Here is a 26,020-nt window from a genome sequence, read left to right as displayed (position 1 = left end):
GAGGGGAGCCGATGATGCACCAGGACCTGCCGACGATGATGCGCGCAAGCGTGCTGGTCAGGGCGCGTGAGCTGACCCTCGAGGTCCGCACCGTGCCGAACCCCGACGCCGGCGAGGTGCTCATCCGCGTCGAAGCCGTGGGCGTCTGCGGATCCGACGTGCACTACTTCCATGAAGGACGCATCGGCGACTTCGTCGTCGAGGCGCCCCTCGTGCTCGGCCACGAGGCATCCGGAGTCATCGTCGCAACGGGCGCAGGCGTCGAAGCCGGCCGTATCGGCGAACGCGTGTCGATCGAACCGCAGCGACCGTGCCGTCGCTGCGAACGCTGCAAGGCCGGCCAGTACAACCTCTGCCCCGACATCCAGTTCTATGCGACGCCGCCGATCGACGGCGCATTCGCCGAGTACGTGCTCATCCAGGACGACTTCGCGCACCCGGTGCCGGATTCGGTCTCCTTCGAAGCCGCGGCGCTCATGGAACCGCTCTCCGTCGGCGTGTGGTCGGCACAGAAGGCCGGCATCGGGCCGGGAAGCCGGGTGCTCATCACGGGCGCCGGGCCGATCGGCATCGTGACCGCCCAGACCGCCCGGGCCTTCGGTGCGAGCGAGATCGTCGTGAGCGACCCGATGCGCGCGCGTCGCGATGTCGCGCTCCGCTACGGCGCCACCCGGGTCATCGACCCCGCCGTCGAAGGCCTCGGCGAGGGATTCGACGCCTTCATCGACGCGTCGGGTGCGCCGGTGGCCGTGAAGGGCGGCGTCCGCGCGCTCCGGCCCGCCGGCGTCGCGGTGCTCGTCGGCATGGGCGCCGACGAAGTGGCCCTCCCCGTGTCCGTCATCCAGAATCGCGAGCTCCACGTCACAGGTGTCTTCCGCTACGCCAACACCTGGCCGATCGCGATCGCGCTCGTCGCCGACGGCCGGGTCGACCTCGACGCGCTCGTCACCGGCCACTTCGGTCTCGACGAGGTGCGAGAGGCACTCGAGGCCTCGGCCGACCCGGCGACGCTGAAGAGCATCATCCGGCCGGGCAGCACCGGAGGCGCTCGGTGACGGATGCCACCCTGACGAGTCGGCCGGCGCCGAACGAGCTTCCGGCGATGCTCGAGTGCGTCGACCTGCGGAAGTCCTTCGGCGGCGTCCCAGTGCTCAAGGGCGTCACCCTCGCGCTCGCACCCGGCACCATCACCGCCCTCGCCGGCGAGAACGGCGCCGGCAAGTCCACGCTCATGAAGATCGCGTCCGGCCAATACCGGCCCGACGAGGGGCGAGTGCTCGTACGCGGCACCGAGCTGCCGGCCGGCTCGCCGAAAGCGGCGCACCAGCACGGCGTCGCGATCGTCCCGCAGGAGCTCGCCTCGATTCTCGAGACGGCCATCTACGAGAACATCTTCATCGGGCGCGAACGCCGAAACGCCATCGGTCTCCTCGACCGGCGACGGATGATCCGCGAGTCCGCCGAACTGCTCGCCGAGTTCGGCGTCGACGTCGACCCGAGCGTGCGCATGGGTTCCCTCCCGGTCGGGATCCGCCAGATCGTCGAGATCGTCAAGGCCACCAGCACGGGCGCCCGGGTGCTGCTGCTCGACGAGCCCACGAGCGCGATCGCCGAGCGCGAGGTCGCGCGGCTGCTCGACTCGATGCGCGTGCTCCGCGATCGCGGAGTCGCCATCCTCTTCACGACGCACAAGATGGAGGAGATCCGGAATGCGGCCGACCGGGTCGTCGTCCTCCGCGACGGCAATCTCGTCGTCGACTCGCCGCTCTCGGCGCTCACCGACGACGACATCGTCACGGCGATGATCGGCCGGGAGCTCGAGGACCTCTTCCCCGAGCGCCGGCCTCCCGGCACCGAGACCGTGCTCAGCGTCACGGGCCTCAGCTACGCGCCCGCCCATGTGCCTGCCGACCTTCAGGTGCGGCGCGGCGAGATCGTCGGGTTGGCGGGGCTCGTCGGCGCGGGCCGCACCGAACTGATCGAGGCGATCTTCGGCATCCGTCCGTCGACGTCCGGTGACATCCGCGTCGCCGGGAAGGCGATCAAGCGCGGCCGGCCCGAAGCCTCGATCACCGCCGGGATGGCGCTCGTGCCTGAAGATCGCAAGGGCGCCGGCGCGGTGCTCTCGATGGACATCCTGGCCAACGGCACGCTGCCCCGGCTCGGCGGGTTCAGCGTCGCCGGGTGGCTCAAGGGCAAGAGCCGGGTCGAAGCGGTCTCGACGGCCATGGAGTCCGTGCAGCTCCGCAGTCGCGGACTCGACCAGACGATGGAGACGCTCTCGGGCGGCAACCAGCAGAAGGTCGTGCTCGCCCGATGGCTCACCGAGCACGTCGATGTGCTCCTGCTCGACGAGCCGACCCGCGGCGTCGATGTCGGCGCGCGGAGCGAGATCTATCGCATCATCACGCGACTCGCAGCCTCGGGCATGGCCGTCGTCATGGCCTCGAGCGACATGCCCGAGATCCTCAGCCTCTCGCACCGGGCGCTCGTGCTGCGAGACGGCTCGATCGTCGGCGAACTGAGCCGCGCCGAGCTCGCCGAGCCCACCGTCCAGGACCGCATCTTCCGCCTTGCGAGCGGCCTCGCCGAGAGCGCGCCGGACTCGATTCCCTCACAGCCGAAGGACAGCAACGCATGACCGACCTGAAGACCGCACCGGCCACCGCGAAGCGTGCGGCCGATACCGCCGTCCGCCGTTTCAGCGCGGCCTGGTTCGGCGACGTCGCCATCCGCTACGCGATGGTCATCGTGCTGGTGCTCATCATCGCGTTCTTCCTCTATCGAAGCGCCCGCTTCGGCACGGTCGAGAACCTCACCACGATCCTCGTCGCCGCCGCACCGTTCGCGCTCATCGCGCTCGGGCAGACCCTGGTGATCCTGACGGGAGGCATCGACCTCTCGGTCGGCAGCGTCATCGCGGCGGCCGCGGTGTTCGGCGCCCTGACGGCGAAGGCGTTCCCCGACCAGATCTGGCTCGCCGTCGTGGCCGGCATGATCGTCGGCTTGATCGCCGGCTCGATCAACGGCTTCGTGGTGTCGGTGATGAAGGTGCCGCCGTTCATCGCGACGCTCGGCATGCTGACTCTCGCCTCCGGCGTCGCCTACGTCGCGGGCAACGGCGCACCGATCACCGGACTCCCCGCCGACTTCGACCGCATCGCCAACACCCAGATCCTCGGGCTGACGCTCCCCGTCATCCTCATGATCGTCGGCATCGTGGGGCTCGCCGTCATCATGCGGCGCACCGCCTGGGGCATGCGGGTGTACGCGATCGGCGGCAACCCCGTCGCGGCCCGCATCGCCGGTGTCGGCGTCGGCCGCATCGTGTACAGCGTCTACGCGATCTCGGGGCTGCTCGCCGGAATCTCCGGCGTCATGCTCGCGAGCCGCGTGACCCTCGGCGCACCGAACCTCGGCACCGGATACGAGCTCGACGCCATCGCGGCCGTCGTCATCGGCGGTGCCAGCCTTCTCGGCGGGCGCGGCTCGATCTGGGGCACCGCGCTCGGGCTCCTGCTCATCCAGACGCTCAACAACGGGCTCGACATCCTCACCGTTCCGTCGTACTGGCAGAAGGTCATCAAGGGCGTGCTCATCGTCGCCGCCGTCGGCGTCGACGTGTGGGCGACACGTCGCCGCTCCCGCTGATCCGCCTCGAGCTCATCCGAGACGCCGCCGCCGTTCCACCACTGCAGACCCACCGTTTTCCATCCGAGAACCGAGAAAGAGGAATCACATGACGATCACCAAGCGCGTCATCGCGTCGGTCGCCACGACCGCAGCCGCAGCACTGCTGCTCTCCGGCTGCGGCGCAGGCGACCCGACGGCCAACCAGTCCGACGACAGCGGCGAGGAGCGCATCACGATCGGCGTGAGCGTCTACGACATGTCGTCCTTCGTCACCGAGGGCAAGGAGGGCATCGACCGCTACGCCGAGGACAACAACATCGAGATCCTCTGGAACTCGGCGAGCCTCGACGTCAACACGCAGGCGACCCAGGTCGACCAGTACGTCACGGCGGGTGTCGACGCGATCGTCGTCATCCCCGTGCAGGCCGACTCGCTGCAGCCGCAGATCGCCTCGGCGAAGGCCGCCGGCATCCCCTTCTTCGACGTCAACGCCTCGCTCGACAGCGAGGACCTCACTGGCAGCGTGCAGCCCGACGACGTCGCCGCCGGTGAGCAGGAGGCCGGGATGATGATGGAGGCGCTCGGTGGCAAGGGCAACGTCATCATCCTGCAGGGTCCACTCGGCGGCTCGGGCGAGATCAACCGCGGCCAGGGCATCGACAACGTGCTCGCCGAGAACCCCGGGGTCACGGTGCTCGCCAAGGACACCGCCAACTGGAAGCGCGACGAGGCCGTGAACAAGGTCAAGAACTGGATCTCCGCGTTCGGCGACCAGATCGACGGCGTCATCGCGCAAAACGACGACATGGGCCTCGGCGCACTGCAGGCGTTCAAGGAGGCCGGCATCACCGGTGTGCCGATCGTCGGCATCGACGGCATCGCCGACGGACTCACGGCGGTGAAGAACGGCGACTTCATCGGCACCTCGCTGCAGAACGGCACGGTCGAGCTCTCGGCCGGCGTCGCCTACGCCGCCGCGGTCGTGCGGGGCGAGAAGGTTGAGAAGAACCCGGTCTACCTGATGCCCGCGATCACCGAGGACAATGTGGGCGAGGCGATCGAGCACGTCGTGACCGAGCGTCCCGCCTTCCTCGACCAGCTCACCGAGATGACGAACGCAAACCTCCTCACGGGCGACATCGCCTTCGAGGGGCTCACCGGCCAGACGAAGTAGCGACGAACGGAGGGAGGAGCCCCGAGGCTCCTCCCTCCGTTCGCGCGTGGAAGGGAGCGACGTGCTCGTCGCCGGCATCGATTCATCGACGCAGAGCTGCAAGGTGGTGGTGCGAGACCTCGCCACCGGCGCGATCGTGCGCACGGGCCGCGCGCCCCATCCTCCGGGCACCGAGGTCGATCCGGAAGCCTGGTGGCACGCGCTCCAGACCGCGATCGCCGACGCCGGCGGTATGTCGGATGTCGCCGCGCTCTCGGTCGCTGCACAGCAGCACGGGCTCGTGGCGCTCGATGCCGGGGGCCGCGTCATCCGCCCCGCCCTGCTCTGGAACGACACGCGCAGCGCCGCCGCCGCCGCCGACCTCGTCGCCGAACTCGGCGCAGAGGAGTGGGCGCGCCGCGTCGGCGTCGTGCCCGTCGCCTCGTTCACCGCCGCGAAGCTGCGGTGGCTGCGTGACGCCGAGCCCGGGAATGCGGAGCGGGTGGCGGCACTCGCGCTCCCGCACGACTGGTTGTCGTGGCGGCTCCGCGGCTTCGGTCCAGCAACGGAGAGCCGGCTCGGCCCCGCGCTGCACGAGCTCGCCACCGACCGCTCCGACGCGAGCGGCACGGCCTATTGGTCGGCGACCACGGGGGAGTACGACCTGGGTCTCGTGCAGCACGCCTTCGGCCGGGTGCCGGTGCTGCCACGCGTGCTCGGACCGGACGAGCGCCAGGGCGAGACATCCACCGGGGCGATCGTCGCCGTCGGCGCGGGCGACAATGCCGGCGCCGCACTCGGCCTCGATGCGCACCTCGGAGACGCGATCGTCTCGATCGGCACGAGCGGCACGGTGTTCGCGGTGTCCGCGACGCCGACGCACGATCCAACGGGCGTCGTCGCGGGCTTCGCCGACGCGAGCGGACACCACCTGCCGCTCGTTGCGACCCTCAACGCCGCGCGCGTGCTCGACGCCGTCAGCCGCCTGCTCGGCGTCGACCACGACGGTCTCGCGGCGCTCGCGGCGACGGCCCAGCCGGGATCGAACGGGCTCGTGCTTCAGCCTTACTTCGAAGGGGAGCGCACGCCGAACCTGCCCGACGCGACCGCGACGCTGTTCGGTCTGACCCTCGCCTCCACCACCCGTGAGAACCTCGCCCGCGCCGCGATGGAGGGCCTGTTGTGTGGCCTCGCCGACGGCCTCGACGCGGTGCGCGCGTGCGGAGTGGCGGCCGAGCGGGTGCTGCTCATCGGCGGCGCCGCGCAGAATCCCGCGCTGGTCGAGGTGGCCGCACAGGTGTTCGACGTACCCGTCGTGGTGCCGGCGCCGGCCGAATACGTCGCGGCAGGTGCCGCGGTGCAGGCCGCGTGGGCGCTCACCGGCGCGCGACCCGACTGGCCGGTCGGGCATGAGCGAGCGGTCGGATCCGCTCACCTGCCCGCGATTCGGGCGGCGTACGCGTCGAGGGCGCCGCGCGTCTGAGGGGTGGCGGCAGTGGTTGAGGTGGCGGCGGCAGCGGCCAACCGGCGCTCAGCCGGCGTCGGGAATGAAGCCGCGGGCGAACCAGCCCGCGATGCGCTCGATCGAAGCGGATGCCGCAGGCTCGTCGGGTCGGTTCAGGTGACCGTGCAGGGCGCCGGGCTCGGCGAAGAGCTCGAGCGGCACGCGGGCTTCGACGAGCGTCTCGGCGAAGACCTCGCCCGAGACGCGAAGGTTGTCGATCTCGCTGTTGATCATGAGCACCGGCGGGAAGCCGGCGAGGTCGGATGCCGCGGCGCGACCGGGCGCCACGTCGAGCGGGGCGTCGTCGAGCGGCCCGCCGAAGTAGTTCACGTACATGTCGTGCACGTAGGTGGAGCTGTGAGCGGCCGCGGGGTTCGCATCGATCAACGCCCGCAGTGTGGCATCCGGTGCCGGCTGCCACGCGAGGAGGGTCGGGTAGGCGAGGAAGATGCCTGCGGGCGGGCGAGTCGGCAGCGGCGAAGAGGCATCCGTCTCGGCGCCCCGTGCGGGGGTCTCGATACGCTCGCTTCGCTCGCTACTCGGCCCGCGGTCTTGCCCGCGTAGGCGCAGCACGGCGCCCGTCACGAGGTTGCCGCCGGCGCTCGCGCCGCCGATCGCGAGGCGAGCGGGGTCGATGCCGAGCTCGTCGACGTGGTCGAGTGTCCACCGCCAGGCGGTCAGGATGTCGTCGGACGGCACGGGGTAGCGGAAGCCGCCGCCCGCGTGGCGGTAGTCGACCGAGACGACCGTGATGCCGCGGTCGGCGAGCGCGCCCGCGACCCAGTGCGCCTCGGGCATGTCGAGGTCGCCCCCTGCGAAGCCGCCGCCGTGCGCCCAGACGAGCCCCGGCGTCAATGCGCCTGGGGCCCGTGCGCCCGTTGCGGCATCCGACACGGCATCCGTGCCCGCCGGATACACCCGTACGAGACCGTCGGCCGCCGCGTACGGCGTGTTCACTCGTGACATCCGCTCACCCCTCGTCTCGCTGGAGTCCCTCAGGCGCCCCAGCCGGCCTGCACGCCGCCGACGCGGTCGGCCGCGATCTGCTGCAGGTAGCCGGATGCCGCGAAGGCGGCCATGGGGTCGGCGGGCAGGCCGCGCGACTCGCGCCACTCGGCGAGGGCGGGCCGCACGTCGGTGTAGAAGGCGTCCATGAAGATGCGGTTGGCCTCGAGCACGTCGCCCGACAGTTGCGCCGCGCGGAGTGCCTCGGTGTCGACGAGCAGGGCGCGGGCGGTCATCTCCTGCACGTTCAGCACGGAGCGGATCTGGCCGGGCACCTTGTCTTCGATGTTGTGGCACTGGTCGAGCATGAATGCCACGTCGGGGTCGTTGAAGCCGCCGCCGCGGATGACCTCGAAGAGGATGCGGAACAGCTGGTACGGGTCGGCCGCGCCGACGATGAGGTCGTCGTCGGCGTAGAAGCGCGAGTTGAAGTCGAACGAGCCGAGCTTGCCGAGGCGCAGCAGCTGCATGACGATGAACTCGATGTTGGTGCCCGGCGCGTGGTGGCCGGTGTCGAGGCAGACCATCGCCTTGTCGCCGAGAGCGGCGACCTGCACGTAGCTCGTACCCCAGTCGGGAACGTCGGTGTGGTAGAACGCCGGCTCGAAGAACTTGTACTCGAGCACGAGGCGCTGCTCGTCGCCGAGTCGGGCGTAGATCTCGCCGAGCGAGTCGTGCAGGCGGTCTTGGCGGCCGCGCAGGTCGGCCTGGCCCGGGTAGTTCGAACCCTCGGCGAGCCAGATCTTCAGGTCGCGCGAGCCCGTCGCGTGCATGATGTCGATGCACTCGAGGTGGTGGTCGATCGCCTTGCGGCGCACGGCGGCATCTTCGTGGGTGAGGGCGCCGAACTTGTAGTCGTCGTCTTGGAAGGTGTTCGAGTTGACGGTGCCGAGGCTGACTCCGTGGTCTTCGGCGTACGTGCGCAGCACGCCGTAGTCGTCGACCTTGTCCCACGGGATGTGCAGCGCCACGGTCGGGGCGAGCGCGGTGAACTTGTGCACCTGCGCGGCATCCGCGATCTTCTCGAACGGGTCGCGGGGTGTGCCGGGCGTCGCGAACACCTTGAAGCGGGTGCCCGAGTTTCCGAACGCCCACGAGGGCAGCTCGATGGCCTGCCGGCCGAGCTGGCCGAGGATGTCGGTTGAGAGGATGCTCACGAGTGGCTCTTTCCGGTGTGTCTGTTGGTCGGTCTGGTGCGCGGGGCCCGATGGCGGTGCGCCGGTCTGGTCGTCATTGGTCGTTCACCGATCGTCGCCGAGTGCGGTGAGTTGGTCTTCGAGGTGGAACACCTCGGGGAGCCGGGCGGCGGCCTGGTCGGGGCGTCCGTCGAGGGAGATGAAGAACTCGGCCATGTCGGCCTCCCATGCCGCGGTGCGCGGGTCGAGTTCGAGGGACGCTTGCGATGCCACGTCGTCGTCGGTCTCGTAGTACCCGATGAGGAGGCCGTCGGGGCGGAGGAAGAGTGAGTAGTTGCGACGACCGGATGCCGCGATCGCACGCAGCATCTCGGGCCAGACGGTCGCGTGGCGGGCGCGGTATTCATCGAGGCGCGCGGGGTCGACCTGCAATTGGAAGCAGACTCGCTCATCGGCGTGCGTCGCGCTCATGCTCGAGTTCCCATCTCTCATTCTGAATCGTTTCAATACTACGGTCTGCACCCCGAGGCCGCAACTGGGCTGGAGTCGGGAATGCGCTTTCCGCGTCGAGTCTACGTGTGCGCCCGCGCGGGCGGAAGGGTGAGGCCCGGCCGAATGGAATCGGCCGGGCCCCGCCCCGCAACAATCGACTAGAAGTCGAAGTCGCCGATGTTGTCCGCGTCGAACACGTACGGGTCGCCGAGCAGCACGACGCCGTCAGCGCCGACCGTGTACTCGCCGAGCTTGCCGGCGTCGAAGGTGTCGCCTTCGGCTCCGGTGATGTCGCCCTCGATGAGCGCCTTCGCTGCGAACGCCGAGAGGTAGCCGAGGTCGGCCGGGTTCCACAGGGCGAACGCCGTGACGGTGCCGTCTTCGACGTACTCGCGCATCTGGTTCGGGGTGCCGAGGCCGGTCAGTGCGACCTTGCCCTTGTACTCCGAGGTCTGCAGGTAGCGCGCGGCCGCGGCAATGCCGACGGTCGTCGGCGAGACGATGCCCTTCAGGTTCGGGTGGGTCTGCAGCAGTGCAGCCGTCTTGTCGAACGAGGTCTGGTCATCGTCGTCGCCGTAGACGACCTCGACGACCTCGATGTCGGGGTGGCTCGCTGCGAGCTCTTCCTTCATGAGCTCGATCCAGGCGTTCTGGTTCGTGGCGTTCGCCGATGCCGACAGCACGGCGATCTCGCCCGCATCGCCGATCTGCTCGGCGATGAGGTCGACCTGCACCTTGGCGATGCCCTCGGAGTCGGCCTGGTTCACGAACAGGTCGCGGCAGTCGGCGTTGGTGTCGGAGTCGAACGTGACGACCTTGACCCCTGCGTCACGCGCCTCGTTGAGCGCGTCGCAGATCGCCTTCGGGTCGTTCGCCGAGACGACGATCGCGCCGACGCCCTGCTGGGTGAGCGTGTTGATGTAGCTGACCTGGCCGTCGGGCGTCGCCTCGGCGGGCCCGACCTCGGCGAACGTGCCGCCGAACTCGTCGATCGCCTCTTCGCCACCGGCGTTCGAGGTGTCGAAGTACGGGTTGCCGAGGTTCTTCGGCAGGAACGTGATCGCCAGGTTGCCGCCGTCGCCCTCGCCTTCGCCGCCGGAGCCCGAGTCGCCGGCAGCACAGCCGGTCGCCACGAGCGCGATGCTCACCGCGAGTGCGGCGAGCGCCGCGACGCGGGTCTTCTTCTGAAACAACATCGTTGTTCGTCCCTTCATTGGATGGCGCCGATGTGCTGTTCGCATCGACGGTGGTGCGGTCCGGTTACCCTGCTGTGGAGACCTCGACGCGCGGTGTTCCCCCCGACGCCTGCCGCTGCGACTGTCGTCGCCCCTGCAGCCAGGCCAGGAAGCTCGAAGACACCACCGAGATCACGAGCAGCGCCCCGGTGATGATGTTGATGACGTCGGAGGTGACGTTCGCGAGCCGCAGTGCGCTCGCGAGCACGCCGATGAGCAGCACGCCGGCGACGACGCCGTGAAGCGCGCCGCGACCACCGAAGACGCTCACTCCGCCGAGCACGACCGCGGCGATGACCTGCAGTTCCAAGCCGGTCGCGTTGTCGCCGCGGGCGCTGCCGAACCGCAGCGTGTAGTAGATGCCCGCGAAGGCCGAGACCAGGCCGGCGAACACGAAGAGGATGAACTTCGTGCGAGCCACGTTCACGCCCGAGAAGGCCGCGGCCTCCTTCGAGAGGCCGATCGCGAAGATGCCGCGCCCGAACGGCGTGAAATGCAGGAGAACCGCGAACACGACGAGTAGCACGAGGAACGGGATGATGATGAGCGGGATGCCCGTGGCGCCGAGCTTCGCCTTGGCGAGGTCGGTCCAGAACTCGGGGAAGTCGGTGACCGCGGTCGTGCCGAGGAGGCCGACGGCGAGCCCGCGGAAGAGTGCGAGCGTGCCGATCGTGACGGCCAGCGAGGGCAGGCCGACGACGGTGACGAGGAAGCCGTTGAAGGCGCCGCCGATGCCGCCGACGAGGAGGGCGACGAGGGCCGCCACCTCGAAGGGCACCCCGCCCTGGGTGAGCACGCCGGTCACGACGCTCGAGAGTCCGACGACACTCGCGACCGAGAGGTCGATCTCGCCCGTGATCATGATGAGGGTCATCGGCAGGGCGATGAGCAGGATCGGCGCCACATCGAGGATGAGGTAGGTCGTGGTGATCGGCTGGGCGAACCCGCGCACGGTCAGCGATGCGACGACGACGACGATGACGAGCAGGGCGATGATCGCCATCTCGCGGGTCAGCAGCACCCGCTTCCAGAGCGGCCGGTCGTAGTCCCGGTACTGGCGAGTCGCCGTGCCGGTCGAGTGGATGAGGCTCGTCATCAGCTTTCGTCCCTTGCTTCGAGGAGCTTGCGTTTCTGGCGTACGGCGAGCACGCGGTCGAGCACGATCGCACCGATGATGAGCACGCCCACGACGGCGCGCTGCCAGAAGTCGGGGATGCCGAGGATCGGCAGGGCCCGGTTGATCGTGAGCAGCAGCACCGCACCGATCGCCGCGCCCCAGACCGAGCCGACACCGCCCACGATCGCGACGCCGCCGATGACGGCGGCACCGACCGCGTCGAGCTCCCAGCCCGAACCGGCCTGCGAGTTGATCGTGCCGTAGCGGGCGGCGTAGAGCACCCCGCCGAGTCCGGCCAGCGCGCCCGAGAGCACGAACGCGGTCAGCAGGCGCCGCGTGATGCGCAGGCCGTAGAGCTCCGCCGCAGCGGGGTCGGAGCCGATCGCGTAGAACTCGCGGCCGCCGCGGGTGTTCTTCATGTACCAGGCGGCGATCACGAGCACCACGAACGCGATGATCGTGAGGATCGGGATGGTGAGGATCTGCCCCGTGCCGAGCGCGAGGAAGTCCTTCGGCAGGTCGGAGGCGTTCACCCGGTCGCTGCCGGTCCAGAGCACGTTGATGCCGCGGTAGGCGTAGAGCGTGCCGAGGGTGATGACCATCGCCGGCACCTTCGCGAAGGCGACGAGCGCTCCGTTGATCAGGCCGAGGAGACCGCCGAACACGATCGCGATGACGAACACCACGATGATCGGGATGCCGGGGATGTCGATGAACAGTCGCCCGGTCATATAGGCGGTCAGGCCGAGCACCGAGCCGACCGAGAGGTCGACGTTGCGGGTGATCAGCACGATCGCCTGCCCGATGGCCACGAGCACCAGAATCGACGGCGTCAGCAGCAGGTCGCGCCATCCGTCTGCGCTGAACAGGAAGTTCGGGTTCGCTGCGGTCGCCGCGATCACGACGATGACGAGGGCGAGCAGGATGCCGAGTTCACGGGCCTTGCCGATGGCGCCGAGGCGCTTCGTCACATTGGAGGTCGGGGTGGTGGTCGCGGTGCTCACGAGTGCTGCTCCTCGGCGTGGGTCGCGGCGAACATGACGTTCTCGGATGTCGCGTCGGCGCGGTCGATCTCGGCGGTGATGCGCCCTTCGCGCATCACGAGCACCCGATCTGCCATGCCGAGCACCTCGGGCAGTTCGGAGGAGATCATGAGGATGCCCATGCCCTGGCCGGCGAGCTCGGAGAGCAAGCGGTGCACTTCGGACTTCGTGCCGACGTCGATGCCGCGGGTCGGCTCGTCGATGATGAGCACCGTCGGCTCGGTGGCGAGCCACTTGCCGAGCACGACCTTCTGCTGGTTGCCGCCCGAGAGGGTGCCGGCGACGGTGCTGAGCGCGTTGGCCTTCACCTCGAGCCGGCTGGCCCACACCCGCGCCGCCCGGTTCTCGATGCTCGAGGTGATGAGACCGAACTTGGCGAGCTGCTCGCGGATCGCGAGGGTCGTGTTGTGGGAGACGCTCGAGTCGAGCACGAGGCCCTGCTTGCGGCGATCTTCCGGCACGAGGGCGAGGCCCTGGCGCATCGCCGCGGTCGGGTTCTTCGCGGGCACCGGCTTGCCGCTGAGACGCACGGTGCCGGCCTGGTAGGGGTCGACGCCGAAGACCGCGCGGGCCACCTCGCTGCGACCCGCGCCGACGAGGCCGGCGAGGGCGACGATCTCACCCGCGCGAACGGTGAAGCTGATGTCGTGGAAGACGCCGGCGCTCGTGAGGCCGTCGACCTCGAGCAGCGGAGCGCCGATCGTCGCGGGCTGCTTCGGGAAGAGGTCGGTGACCTCGCGCCCGACCATCTGCTTCACGATCTCATCGACGCTCGTGTCGGCGATGCGGTTCGTGGAGATGTACGAGCCGTCGCGCATCACGGTCACGGTGTCGCAGAGGTCGAAGACCTCGTCGAAGCGGTGCGAGATGAAGATGAGGGCGCGGCCCTCGTCGCGCAGGCTCCGGGCGATCTGGAAGAGGCGGTCGACCTCGACGCCCGAGAGGGCGGCGGTCGGCTCATCCATGATGAGCAGCTTCGCGTCGAGCGAGATGGCCTTGGCGATCTCGATGACCTGCTGGTCGGCGATCGAAAGGCCCTCGGCCGGGCGGTCGGGGTCGATGCGCACGCCGAGACGCTGGAACAGTCCGTCGACCTCGCTCCGCATCGCCTTGCGGTCGATACGGCCGAAGCGGCCGGTCGGCTGGCGGCCCATGAAGACGTTCTCGGTGACCGAGAGGTCGGGGAAGAGCGTGGGCTCCTGGTAGATGACCGCGATGCCCGCGGCTTTCGACTCGGCGGTCGAGGTGAAGTCGACGTCGCCGCCGCCGAAGCGGAAGACACCTGCGTCGCGGCGGTAGAGGCCGGCGACGATCTTCACGAGCGTCGACTTGCCCGCGCCGTTCTCGCCGACGAGGGCGTGGATGGAGCCCGCGTACACCTCGATCGTGGCCGAGCGGAGCGCCACGACGGACCCGAATGACTTCTCGACGTCGCGGAGTTCCAACGCCGGTGCGCGGCCGGGGTTATCGGGGGGAATCGTCATTGATTTGGACCTCAACTGCGGCGAGCCACTGTGCGGATGGGAAGCGAATCGGGTTGAATCGTTTCACGGGAATCTTAGAAATGTACGTCGAACGCGCCGGTGGTGTCAAGTCGCGCCGCACCGTGCTGCCGTCCGTGACCAGGGGTCATGTCGAAGTCGCGCTCGGCGCCCGGCTCCGGATCGGACGAGCCTCCGACGCGGCTGTGTGATAGATTCGTCGAACCGACACTGTTTGAATCGTTTCAAACACGGTGCGCGACGACGCGCCGGCGAACTGCCGGTGGTCGCTGCGCGGCCCTCTCAATGACGAGACCGGAGACACCACCTCGATGTCGATCCTCACCAAGGCGCTCTTCCGCGGCGAGCGCTCGCGCCGTGCGCGCACCGCAGCCACCGCCCTCGCCGCACTCGCGCTCTCGGTGGTACTGCTCGCGCCGATCACCATGACAAGCCCTGCCGTCGCGGGACCCGCCGACGCGGCGGACGGCGACATCGCCGCGACCGGACTCACCACGAACGGTCGCATCGACCCGCTCGGCGTCACGGCGGATGCGCCGATCTTCGCGTTCACGAGCACGTCGACCGGGCGCGGTGTGTTGCAGAGCGCCTACCGGATCCGGGTCGCGACGAACGAGGCGGCACTCGACTCCGACGCGTTGTGGGATTCCGGCAAGGTCGACTCCGACCAGCAGCTCGACATCGACTACGAGGGCCCGGCCCTCGAGTCGCAGACGCGATACAGCTGGCAGGTCAAGGTGTGGGACGACCGCGGCAACGAATCGGACTGGTCGGATGCCGCATCCTTCGAGACCGGGATCTTCGCCGCCGCAGAGTGGAAGGCCGACTGGATCGGCGCCCCGGACCCCGCTGCGCAGGTCGCCGACTGGACCGACTACACGGTCGACATCGACTTCACCCCGACGGCCGACAAGACGTTCGGGCTCTACCTCCGTTCCTCCGCCGACTTCACGAACACCTACATGTGGCAGCTCAACGACTCCGACTCCGAGCACCCGATGCTGCGGCCCCACGTTCGCGTGAACAACAACTGGCGGGTGCTCGAAGAGATCGACCTCACCGCCAAGGGGCTGCCGGAGGATGTGCTCGCGCAGCGCGGCACACTCAGCATCGAGCTCGACGGGGACCGCATCACGACGACGCTCAACGACGTCGTCGTCGATTCGCGCACGGACTCGTCGCATTCCGGCGGCTTCGCGGGCCTGCGCACCGACGTCAACAACGAAGAGGTGCTGATCCACTCGATGACGGTGACCTCGCCCACCGCCACGCTCTACGCCTCCGACTTCGCCGGCGGGCAGAACCCGTTCAACGCCGGCACGATCATCGCCGGACCGAACGGCGGTCTCAAGGTCTCCGGGTTCGTCAACGCGCTCTACACGCCCTCGACCTCGCTGCCGCTCCTGCGTACCGGGTTCGAGACCGACGACGCCAAGCACGTGGCATCCGCTCGCCTCTTCGCCTCTGCTCGGGGCATCTACGAGCTGTCGCTGAACGGTGAGAAGGTCGGCGATCACGAGCTTGCACCCGGCTGGACCGATTTCACCCAGCGCATCCAGTACCAGAGCTACGACGTCACCGAGCTCGTGAAGTCGGGTGAGAACGCCTTCGGCGCCATGGTGAGCGACGGATGGTACGCCGGGTACATCGCCTGGTTCGGCAACCACAAGTACGGCTCGCAGACCTCGGTCATCGCCCAACTCGCGATCGAGTACACCGACGGATCGACGCAGCTCGTCTCGACCGACTCCGACTGGACGACCCACCCCGGCCCCATCCGCAGCGCCGACCTGCAGATGGGTGAAGACTACGACGCCCGACTCGAGATCGACGGCTGGAACGAGCCGGGCTTCGACGACGCCGCGTGGTCGCCCGTCGCGGTCGCCGAATCGGCCACCGACAAGCTCGTGAGCCAGAGCGACGAGCCCGTGCGCACGACCGAGAACGTTCCGGCGATCGCGCAGAGCGAGATGCCCGCCGGCGTGCACATCTACGACCTCGGCCAGAACCTCTCGGGTGTCGGTCGCATGACGCTGACCGGCACGGCCGGCGAGACCGCCACGATCCGCTACGCGGAGGTGCTGAACAAGGACGGCAGCCTCTACGTCGACAACCTGCGCAGCGCGAAGGCGACCGATCACTACACCTTCGCCGAAGACGGCACGGCCCTCGTCCGCCCGCGCTTCACGCAGCACGGATTCCGCTACATCGAGATCAGCGGGCTCGCCGCGGCGCCGGCCGTCGGCGACATCTCGGCCGACGTGTTCGGCTCCGATCTGAAGGCGACCGGAACCTTCGAGACCTCCGACCCGATGCTCAACCAGCTGCAGTCGAACATCGTCTGGGGCCAGCGCAGCAACTTCATCTCGGTACCGACCGATACCCCGGCCCGCGACGAGCGACTCGGCTACTCGGGCGACCTGCTCGCCTTCGCACCCACCGCCGCCTTCAACCAGAACACCAAGGAGTTCGTCAAGAAGTGGCTGCAGGACATGCGCGACACGCAGCTGGCCGACGGCGAGTTCCCCGAATCCGCACCTCGCGGGCCCGGCCAGGGCTGCTGCGACGGCGGAACGGCGTGGTCCGACGGCGGCGTCATCATCCCCTGGATGATGTGGGAGCGCTACGGCGACACCGGGCTGATCCGCGACCACTACGCGTCGATGGAGAAGTACTTCGGCTACCTCGAGACCAACTTCCCGAACCGCCTCCGCAACCACGGCCCCTACGGCGACTGGCTCCACCTCGGCGACGACACGCCGCCCGAGGTGCTCGGCACCGCCTACTACGCCTACATGGCACGCGCCATGAGCGAGATGGCCGACGCGATCGGCAAGGATGCCGACGCCACCCGGTACGCCGAGATGGGCGGCGAGATCACGCAGCTCTTCCAAGACGAGTTCGTCGCCGCCGACGGCGGGGTCGAGGGCAACAGCCAGACCGCCTACGCGCTCGCGATCGGCATGGACCTCGTGCCGGCCGAACTCGTCGAAGCCGCCGGAGACAAGCTCGTCGCCAAGGTCGCGAGCCGCGATTACCACCTCTCGACCGGCTTCGTCGGAACCCCGTGGCTCCTGCCCGCGCTCAGCAAGAGCGGCAACTGGGATGTCGCCTACCGACTGCTCATGAACAAGACGCTGCCCTCGTGGGGCTACGAGGTCGAGTCGGGCGCCACCACCATGTGGGAGCGGTGGGACTCGATCGACGCCAACGGCAACTTCGGCGCGGCGAGCATGAACTCCTTCAACCACTACGCCTTCGGCGCCGTCGGCGACTGGATGTACCAGAACATCGGCGGCATCGCCGTGGGCGACACCGGCTACAAGTCGACCGTCATCAGCCCCCACCCCGGTGGCGGACTGACGAGCGCGTCCGCGAGTCTCGAGACCGCGTACGGCCTCGTCACCACCGATTGGACGCTCACCGGCGGCGACCTCTCGCTCTCGGTCACGGTGCCGACGAACGCCACCGCCACCGTGCAGATCCCGGCATCGAACGCCTGGGCCGTCACCGAGGGTGCGGCATCGCTGGCGGATGCCGCGGGTGTCGAAGTGCTCTCGTCCGAGGGCGACATCGTGAGTGTGCTGGTGGGTTCCGGCTCGTACGCGTTCAGCGTGAGCGCGCTCGCCGAGCAGTTCGGCGCCGTGATCGAGGCGTCGACCGACCTCCAGAACGAACTCGACGCTCTCGAGGGTCTCGGCGGAGGTGACGCCGCTCATGTCGAACGTGCCCTCCAGCGCATCGTCGACGCCGTGGGTCACGGAATCGGCGTGCTCGAGTCCGATCGGGCCGGCGCCGTTGCCGACGTGCTCGAGGCGCTCGCCGAGATTCGCGAGCTCGGCGATTGGGTCGACGACGGTGACATCGAGGCGGATGCGCTCGCACAGCTCGCCGAGGCGTTGGGTGCGATCGAGGCGCAGCTCGACGCGCTCGCCGCCGAGCTCTCGGGCATCACGGTCGCCGTCGACACCGGAACGCCGACCACCGTTCTTCCGGGGCAGCCCCTCACCGTGACGGCCCTGCTGACCAACACCGGAACCGAGGAACTCACCGAGCTGAGCGCGAAGCTCGACCTCGGTGGGTCGTGGGTGGTCGACCCGGCGAGCTCACCGCTCGTGCCGAGCCTGCCGGCGGGCGAGTCCGCCACCGCGACCTTCACGACGACGGTGCCGGTCTCGCAACTGCCCGGCGACGTCGCCCTGCCGGTCGTCGTCGGCTACGACTACCAGGGCCTGACACTCCGTGGTGAGGGCCAGACCGTCGTCACGGTCGAGTCCGGCGTGGTGCTGACCGCGGTGACGGCCGAACCGGCATCCGTTCTGCCGAACTCGAAGACCGTCGTGACCCTCGCGCTGGAGAACACCGGCTCGCGGCCGGTGTCAGGCGTGGCATCCGTGACCCCGCCGGCCGGGTGGGCCGCGGTCGCCTCCTCCGAGATCGTCATCGCACCGGGCGAGACGGCGATGGTCGCCATCGAGCTCTTCGTGCCGACCACGCTCGACGAGCAGGCGCTGGCGCTGGCGGTCGAGTTCGCGCACGGCGATACCGTGCTCGCGACGGGTACCGCCTCGATCGAGGCGATCGTTCCCGTACCGGGCGCTGACGAGACGGTGCTCGACCACATCGACCTCGGCGACGGTGCCTCCGAGGCGGCACACGGGCTCACGGCCTCGCCGACGTCGGGCACGAGCGTCGAGGCGGGCGCGACCCGGCGCTACTCCGGCAACGCCGCGAGCTCGTACTTCAGCTTCACGATGGCGGTGCCGAAGGACGCCCCGTTCATCATTCGCGCGGTCGAGACGTACGACGGTGCTCGGTTGAAGGAGTACTCGGTGCAGGTCGACGGGGTCGAGGTGCAGGCCCGCCTCTTCCAGCGGGCGACGAACGACTACGGCACGGACAACTACCAGATCCTCGTCGACGACCCAGCGGCGTTCAGCAGCACGGGCACGGCGACGATCACCATGCAGCACGCAGATTCCACGACCAACTACGACCCGTCGATCGCCGACGCCTGGACCCTTCCGGTCGGTGCCGACGTGCTGGCGCCGAGTGTCTCCGCCACTGTGACGCGATCCGGCTCGGCCGTGGCGGGCGAGTGGTCGCCCGGGCCGGTGACGGTCGAACTGAATGCCGCCGACGACGTGGCCGAAGGTCTCGAGATCGACTACCGGCTCGACTCGGCCGCCGACTGGTCGCGATACGACGAGCCGGTGACCGTGACGGAGCAGGGCGAGCACACGATCGAGTATCGGGCGACGGATGCCGCGGGCAACGAGAGCGCCGTCGGGTCGAGCGGGTTCGCGATCGACGGGGTCGCGCCGGTCGTCTGGGGCTGGCTCTCCGAGGCGGGCGAGCTCGTCTCCGCGGCGTCGGATGCCACGGCCGGCATTGCGAACGTGGAGTATTCCGCCGACGGTACGAGCTGGGTGGCCGGCGTCGAGGCGCTGATCGCACAGGGCGAGCTGCCGAACCCGGTGTTCACTCGCGCGAACGACGTCGCGGGCAACGTGAGCGAGACCATCACGCTCGAGCCGACGGCTGAGGCCCCCACGCTCACCGTGACGCCGGGGGAGTCGCTCGCGATCGAGGCCACCGGGTTCGCTGCCGGCGCCGAGGTTCGGGTGGAACTGCACTCCGAGGTCACGGTGCTCGGCACGGTCACGGCGAGTGCCGCCGGCGTCGTGGCGCTCGACGCGAGCATTCCGCTGGCGGTGCCCGCGGGCGCGCATGAGCTGGTGTTCGTGGTCGTCGGCGATGCGGGCGATGGCGGCAACGGCAACGGCAACGGCGACGGCGCGGACGGGTCCGTCACGATTCAGGTCGACGTCATCGCCTCCACGGGATTCAACGCCCTTCCTCTCGTGCTCGGGGCCGGCGTGCTGCTGCTGCTCGGGGCAGGAGCCCTGCTCTGGCGGCGACGCCGCGCCGCGAGCGCGAGCCCGAGCGCGAGCCCGAGCCCGAGCCCGGACGAACGATGAGCAACCGGATCGCGCGCGCGATCACCACCCCGAATCACCAGGCTTCCAGCGTCACCGAAGATAGGAAACACATGCGCGGGTCCGTTCGCACCTCCACCCGGATGATCGCCTCCGGCGCACTGGCGTTCGCCCTCGTGATCGGCTTCGTCGCCGTCGATGGCACGGTGAGCCCCGCGCAGGCGGCCGCGACAACCGAGGTCACGGCCCTGAAGACCGACCGTGCGGTGAATCCGCTCGGCATCACCTCCTTCGAGCCGAGATTCAGCTGGCAGCTCGCCTCGACCGCGCGCGACGTCATGCAGGCCGGGTACGAGATCCGCGTCGCAGCCACGGTCGACGGCCTCGGTTCGCACGACGTCTGGAACTCCGGCGTCGTGGGCTCCGACCGCTCGATCGACGTCGTCTACGAGGGCGCCGAACTCGAGCCCTCCACCAGGTACTACTGGCAGGTGCGCGTCAGCACCGCCGACGGGGCATCCACCGACTGGAGCGAGGCAGCCTGGTTCGAGACCGCACTCGCCTCGCCCGACGACTGGGAGGCGGAGTGGATCGGCGTCGCCGCGCCGGCGCCGTGGGGCGACTTCGAGGTCGAGCTCGATTTCACGTTGAAGCCCGGCTCGGCCTTCGGCGTCTATTTCCGCGGCGATGCGAGTCTTGCCAACACCTACATGTGGCAGTTGAACGACGAGACGGCCGGCACGCCCAAGCTCCGCCCGCACAAGAACACGAACGGCTCGTACGCCGTGCTCCAGGAGGTGCCGCTGCCGGCCGAGCTCGGCGCAGACGTGCTCAAGCAGCGGGGAACGCTGCGCATCGAGGCATCCGGCTCGCAGATCACCACCTTCGTCAACGACGTGCAGGTCGACCAGCGCAGCGACTCGAGTTTCGCGACGGGCACCTTCGGCATCCGCACGAGCGGCGCTGAGCAGGTCACGCTCCACAGTGTCTCCGCCACCTCGGGCGGCCACAGCCTGCTCGACGCCGATCTCGGCGCCGTGGTGAACCCGTTCACGGCGGGCACGAGCGTCGCCGGGTCGGGACTCGTCGTCGCCGGCGGCACGAACGCCGTCCTCCGCAGCGCCGCGTCGTCGCCGATGATGCGCGACGAGTTCGCCGTCGACAAGCCGGTGGCGAGCGCCCGACTCTCGGCATCCGCTCAGGGCGTCTACGAGTTCAGCCTGAACGGCGAGCGCGTCAGCGACCACGAACTCGCGCCGGGCTTCACCGACTACAACCTCCGCACCCAATACCAGACGTACGACGTCACCGAGCAGATCCAGCAGGGCGGGAACGCGATCGGCGTGATGGCCGGACCCGGCTGGTACGCCGGCAGCCTCGGCTGGTTCGGCCCGGGCCAGTACGGCTCCCTGCCGAGCGTCACCGCGCAGCTGTCGGTCGACTACGAAGACGGCACCCGACAGACCTTCGTCACCGACGACAGCTGGAAGAGCGCGCCGAGCCCGATCATCTCGAGCGACCTGCTCATGGGCGAGAGCTACGACGCCCGACTGGAGCAGGGCGGTTGGAACACGGCATCGTTCACCCCGAGCGGATGGAGCGACGTCGTCGTCGCCGACGGCGGCACCGAGACGCTGGTTCCCCAGGTCGACCCGCCGGTGCGGGTCACGCAGGAGGTCGTGCCGCTGAGCGTGACCGAGCCGACCGCCGGGCGATACGTCTTCGACCTCGGCCAGAACATGGTCGGCAAGGTGCGCCTGCAGCTCAGCGGCATCGCCGGACAGACGGTGACGCTTCGGCATGCGGAGGTCGTGCACGCCGATGGCACGATCGCCCCTGAGAACCTGCGGTCGGCCAAGGCCACTGACACCTACACCTTCGCCGAGGACGGCACGATCACCTACGAGCCGCGCTTCACGTTCCACGGCTTCCGGTACGTCGAGTTGAGCGGCGTCACCACGCCGCCGACGACCGCTGCGGTCACGGGCCTCGTGATGAACACCGATGCGGAGTTCAGCAGCACCTTCGAGACATCCGACAGCATGGTGAACCAGCTGCAGTCGAACATCGTCTGGGGGCAGCGCGGCAACTGGCTGTCGATCCCGACCGACACGCCCGCTCGCGACGAGCGACTCGGCTGGACGGGTGACATCAACGTCTTCGCCAGCACCGCGACCTTCAACATGGACTCGCAGACCTTCCTCACCAAGTGGATGAGCGACATGCGCGATGCGCAGCTGCCGAACGGCGCATACCCAGAGGTCGCCCCGCAGTTCTGCAAGGACCCGGCCGTGCACTCCTCGTGCGGCGGCGGCTCCACAGGGTGGGCGGACGCCGGCATCACGGTGCCGTGGACCCTGTGGCAGAGCTACGGCGACACGGCCGTGATCGAGGCCAACTACGACTCCATGGCCGACTACATCGACTACCTCGAGGGCATCGCACCCACCGGCATCCGGCCCGGTTACGGAACCTGGGGCGACTGGCTGAACCTCGGCGACCCGACGCCGGCCGACCTGCTCGGCACGGCGTTCTACGCCCAGAGCGTCAACCTGATGGCGCAGATGGCCGAGGCCATCGACCGGCAGGCGGATGCCGCGCGCTACACCGCGCTCTTCGAACGCATCGCCGCCGCCTACCAGGAGAAGTTCATCGCCGACGACGGCAGCATCGCAGGCAACAGCCAGACGGCGTACACGTCCAGCATCGCGTTCGGCCTCGTGCCCGACGACCTGATCGACGAGGCCGGCGAACACCTGGCCGCCGCCGTCGCGGCCCGCGGCGGCCACCTCGCCACCGGGTTCCTCGGCACCTTCAACCTGCTGCCGGCGCTCAGCGCTGCCGGTCAATCGGATGTCGCGTACCAACTGCTGCTCAACCGGAGCTACCCCTCGTGGGGATTCCAGATCGACCGCGGCGCCACCACCATGTGGGAGCGCTGGGACTCGATCCGCGAAGACGGCAGCTTCGGCGACCTGGCCATGAACTCCTTCAACCACTTCGCCCCCGGCGCCGTCGGCAACTGGATGTACCGAACGATCGGCGGCATCCAGCAGCTCGAACCCGGCTACAAGAAGACGCTGATCGCGCCCACTCCCGGCGGCGGGCTGGCGTACGCGAAGGTCGGCTACGACTCGGTGTACGGCCACATCTCCTCCGACTGGACGCTCACCGACGACGGACTCGCGCTCACGGTCGAGGTGCCGGCGAACACCACGGCCGCGGTCCAGCTCCCCGCGGGCAACGCGCTCGCCGTGCTGGAGTCGGGCGTGGCAGCGGCTGACGCCGACGGCGTGCACTCGCTGAGCGTCGAGGCCGGCACGGCCACCATCGAGGTCGGCTCGGGCCACTACGAGTTCACGGTCGACGCGGACCGCGGCCGCTTCGGCGACCTGATCGACGCGATCGAGACGCTGCAGGGCGTCGTCGACGACGTGGAGGGCGCCATCGGCGGCGACGCTGCCGATGACCTCACCGCGGCTCGCGAAGCGCTCAGCGGCCACGCCGAGCGCGGTCTCGAGCACTACACGGCGGGGGAGATCGCGCAGAGCGCCTCCGCGGTTCACGCGGCGCTGGGCGAGCTGACGGCGGCCGACGAGACCGCCGATGCGACGAATGAACCGGAGCGCGGTGCTCTGCAGGGTGCCCTCGCCGACATCCGCTCGGAGCTCGGTTCGCTCTCGGCCGGCCTGCTGGGAATCGCGGCCGAGCTCGAGACGCCGCTCGAGAGCGCCTTCCCGGGCGAGACCGCGGTGATTCCCGCACGAGTCACGAGCACGGGCGAGTTCGGTGTTGAAGCCGTGACGTTGACCCCGAGCGCGCAGGACGCCTGGGTGTTCGAGCCCGCTGCCGTCGAACTCGGCGCGCTCGGTGCCGGGGCATCGCTCGCGGGCAGCTACACGGCCCTCGTTCCCGAACGGCAGAAGAGCGGTTCCGTCACCGTGAGTGCCGTGCTCGACTACTCCTTCGAGGGCACGGCGGCGAGCATTCCCTTGTCGGTGCCCCTGACGGTCGACTCGCCACTCGTCGTGCAGTACCTGACGGCGACGCCCGCGACGGCGGCCCCCGAGGGCGTCGTTCGGCTGAGCGTCGAGGTCGTCAACGACTCGGTGCGCGACGTCACGGCCTCGGCGAGCGGCGGAATCGCCGGCGCGACCCCAGTGCTCGGTGAGCAGACGGTGATCGCCGCAGGCAGCACCGCGGTGCTCGGCGTCGACGCGGTCGTGCCGCTTACCGCCACCGCCGGTGCGAACGCCGTGACCGTCTCGGTCGTCAGCGGCGAAGTCGTCTACGGCAGCGCGAGCGGCACCGTCGCCGTCGAACTCCCCGCGGTGGTCGGAGCGCTCGACCACGTCGACCTCGGCGACGCAGCCTCCGAGACCGCGCACGCGCTGAGTGCCTCCGCGCGCTCGGGCACCAACACCGAGGCGGGTCTCACCCGCCGCTACGCGAACCGAGAAGACCCTGAGGGCTTCTTCGAGTTCGATCTCGCGGTCACGCCCGGCGAGCCGTTCCTGGTGCGCACGATCGAGACGTACGACCGCGCGCAGACGAAGGAGTACGACGTCTTCGTCAATGGGCAGCTCGTGCACCAGCGGCTCCACGAACACACCGGCGGTCTCGGCACGGTCGCCTACCAGTTCGTCGTCGATGACCTAGCCCTCACCGAGACCGGCACGGTTCGCATCCGCTTCCAGAACAACGAGTTGGGGCGCAACTACGACGCCTCCCTCGCCGACCTCTGGGTGCTGCCGGTCGCCGCCGATCGGCTCGCTCCGAGCGTCGCGCTCGAGGCACTGGCTCAGGGCGCTCGCGGTCAGGCCGGATGGTTCACCGGCGCGGTCGACGTCTCGCTCACCGCGAGCGACGAACGGGCAGGCGCGGTGACGAGCGAGTACCGCATCGACGGCGGCGAATGGACGAGCTACGCAGCCCCCTTCACGATCGGTGAAGAGGGCGCCACGGTCATCGAGTATCGGGCGACGGATGCCGCGGGCAACGTGAGCGAGCCGAAGCAGGCCGCGGTGAGCATCGACGTGACTGCTCCTGGCGTCTCGCACAGCGTGAGCGCCGACTCGATCGGCGGCTGGTTCGCCTCCGGCACCTCGCTCACCATCTCGGCGACGGATGCGGGCAGCGGTGTCGCCGCGATCGAGTACCGTCTCGGCGCCGGCGCATGGACTGCGTACACGAACGCCGTCGAGCTCCCGCTCGGCGAGACGGTCGTCGAGTACCGTGCTCGCGACATCGCCGGCACCGCCAGCGCGGTGTCTTCAGCCGCGTTCGCGGTCGACGGCGTCGCGCCGAGCGTGACCGCCGAGCGCAGCTCGGAACCCGCCGCGAGCGGGTGGCATCTCGTCTCGCCGACCGTCGAGCTCGCGGCATCCGACGCCGAAAGCGGCCTGGGCGCGATCGAGTACGCGATCGGCACCGGAGCCTGGACCGCGTACACCGCGGCGATCGGCATTCCCGAGGGCACCACCGAGCTGCGGTACCGGGCGAGCGACGCGGTCGGCAACGTCGGCGAGACGCTGATCGAAAGGATCGAGGTCGACAGCGTGCGACCGGAGGTGACTGCGAGCCTGCAGGGCCGCGTGCTCAGCCTCGCCGGAAGCGACGAGGGTTCGGGCGTCGACCGCATCGAGTTCCGCATCGACGGCGCGAGCGAGTGGGCGCTCTACACCGGCACGGTCGAGCTCGACAACCGCGCGCACTCGGTCGAGTTCCGAGCCTCCGACGTCGCCGGCAATGTCGGCGCGACAGGGGAGCGAACGGTCGTGGGTGGTTCGCTCTCAGCGGCGGGCGCCAAGCCGGGCGACACCATCACGGTGAGCGGCGAGGGCTTCGCGCCGGGCGAGACCGTCACGATCGAGCTGCGTTCGGAGCCCGTCCGCCTCGGCGAGGCGGTCGCCGCCGACTCCGGTACCTTCAGCACTGTCGTGACGATCCCGAGCGACACCGCGACCGGTGAGCACCACCTCGTGCTCACCGGGGAGAACCCCGAGTCGACGATCTCCTTCGCGATCACGGTCGACCCCGACACGGTGATCCTGCCCGGCGGCATCGCCACGACCGGTGCGGTCGTGGCGCCCGTGCTGACGCTCGGCCTGCTGCTCGCGGCGGCAGGCGGCGCTCTCGTCGTCTGGCGCCGACGGCGGCACTCGAACGGCGCCGAGACCATGACGCCGACGGCGTGACCAACGGCCGCCGGCACCTCCCGGGCCGGCGGCCCCACCCAGCCCCCTCCTCTTCAATGGCGAT

General features: G+C 69.4%; 14 protein-coding genes. 7 read left to right on the top strand and 7 right to left on the bottom strand.

All coding sequences use genetic code 11. The features are described 5' to 3' along the window. Window positions 1–11: 11 nt before the first annotated feature. From AC1C2S_RS06725 to xylB, 5 genes are all read left to right on the top strand, one after another. Window positions 12–1,055 (top strand): NAD(P)-dependent alcohol dehydrogenase, encoded by a 1,044-nt coding sequence (locus AC1C2S_RS06725; protein WP_495351753.1) that lies wholly within the window; start codon window positions 12–14, stop codon window positions 1,053–1,055. Then, window positions 1,052–2,641, top strand: a complete 1,590-nt coding sequence (locus AC1C2S_RS06720; RefSeq protein ID WP_495351752.1) for a sugar ABC transporter ATP-binding protein — start codon at window positions 1,052–1,054, stop codon at window positions 2,639–2,641. The genes AC1C2S_RS06725 and AC1C2S_RS06720 overlap by 4 nt, the downstream gene beginning before the upstream one ends. Continuing rightward, complete coding sequence (locus AC1C2S_RS06715; RefSeq protein WP_495351751.1) at window positions 2,638–3,651, top strand: ABC transporter permease; 1,014 nt, start codon at window positions 2,638–2,640, stop codon at window positions 3,649–3,651. Before AC1C2S_RS06720 ends, AC1C2S_RS06715 begins: the two co-directional genes overlap by 4 nt. 88 nt (window positions 3,652–3,739) lie before the next feature. Continuing rightward, the gene (locus AC1C2S_RS06710) at window positions 3,740–4,807 is read left to right on the top strand and encodes a substrate-binding domain-containing protein (protein ID WP_495351750.1); all 1,068 of its coding nucleotides are present in this window, start codon (window positions 3,740–3,742) and stop codon (window positions 4,805–4,807) included. A 46-nt stretch (window positions 4,808–4,853) separates the two neighbouring features. Continuing rightward, window positions 4,854–6,269: a xylulokinase gene (xylB, locus tag AC1C2S_RS06705; protein WP_495351749.1), complete on the top strand. Its 1,416-nt coding sequence runs from the start codon at window positions 4,854–4,856 to the stop codon at window positions 6,267–6,269. A gap of 48 nt (window positions 6,270–6,317) precedes the next feature. On the opposite strand, the gene AC1C2S_RS06700 is transcribed toward xylB, so the two are convergent. The 7 genes from AC1C2S_RS06700 to AC1C2S_RS06670 form a co-directional block, all read right to left on the bottom strand. After that, window positions 6,318–7,256 (bottom strand): alpha/beta hydrolase, encoded by a 939-nt coding sequence (locus AC1C2S_RS06700; RefSeq protein WP_495351748.1) that lies wholly within the window; start codon window positions 7,254–7,256, stop codon window positions 6,318–6,320. 29 nt (window positions 7,257–7,285) lie between these two features. Then, a complete protein-coding gene (rhaI, locus tag AC1C2S_RS06695; protein ID WP_495351747.1) occupies window positions 7,286–8,452 on the bottom strand; it encodes an L-rhamnose isomerase in 1,167 nt (388 codons plus the stop codon). 84 nt (window positions 8,453–8,536) lie between these two features. Beyond that, window positions 8,537–8,902, bottom strand: coding sequence for an L-rhamnose mutarotase (locus AC1C2S_RS06690; RefSeq protein ID WP_495351746.1), 366 nt, complete (start codon window positions 8,900–8,902; stop codon window positions 8,537–8,539). A gap of 179 nt (window positions 8,903–9,081) precedes the next feature. Continuing rightward, window positions 9,082–10,119, bottom strand: coding sequence for a rhamnose ABC transporter substrate-binding protein (gene rhaS / locus AC1C2S_RS06685; RefSeq protein ID WP_495351745.1), 1,038 nt, complete (start codon window positions 10,117–10,119; stop codon window positions 9,082–9,084). A gap of 64 nt (window positions 10,120–10,183) precedes the next feature. Continuing rightward, window positions 10,184–11,254: an ABC transporter permease gene (locus tag AC1C2S_RS06680; protein WP_495351744.1), complete on the bottom strand. Its 1,071-nt coding sequence runs from the start codon at window positions 11,252–11,254 to the stop codon at window positions 10,184–10,186. Further along, window positions 11,254–12,279, bottom strand: a complete 1,026-nt coding sequence (locus tag AC1C2S_RS06675) for an ABC transporter permease (protein WP_495351743.1) — start codon at window positions 12,277–12,279, stop codon at window positions 11,254–11,256. The genes AC1C2S_RS06680 and AC1C2S_RS06675 overlap by 1 nt, the downstream gene beginning before the upstream one ends. After that, on the bottom strand, window positions 12,276–13,802 hold the full coding sequence (locus AC1C2S_RS06670) for a sugar ABC transporter ATP-binding protein (RefSeq protein ID WP_495351742.1): 1,527 nt from the start codon (window positions 13,800–13,802) through the stop codon (window positions 12,276–12,278). The genes AC1C2S_RS06675 and AC1C2S_RS06670 overlap by 4 nt, the downstream gene beginning before the upstream one ends. Window positions 13,803–14,131: 329 nt before the next feature. On the opposite strand from AC1C2S_RS06670, the gene AC1C2S_RS06665 reads away from it, so the two are divergent. Both AC1C2S_RS06665 and AC1C2S_RS06660 read left to right on the top strand, forming a co-directional pair. Beyond that, window positions 14,132–19,801 carry a family 78 glycoside hydrolase catalytic domain gene (locus AC1C2S_RS06665; protein ID WP_495351741.1) on the top strand — a complete coding sequence of 1,890 codons (5,670 nt, stop codon included), beginning with the start codon at window positions 14,132–14,134 and terminating at the stop codon, window positions 19,799–19,801. Between the two features lie 71 nt (window positions 19,802–19,872). Then, window positions 19,873–25,956, top strand: a complete 6,084-nt coding sequence (locus tag AC1C2S_RS06660) for a family 78 glycoside hydrolase catalytic domain (protein WP_495351740.1) — start codon at window positions 19,873–19,875, stop codon at window positions 25,954–25,956. Window positions 25,957–26,020: the final 64 nt, after the last annotated feature.

Source organism: Agromyces sp. Y782, from assembly GCF_059445405.1.
This window is presented reverse-complemented; position numbering and strand designations above follow the sequence as displayed.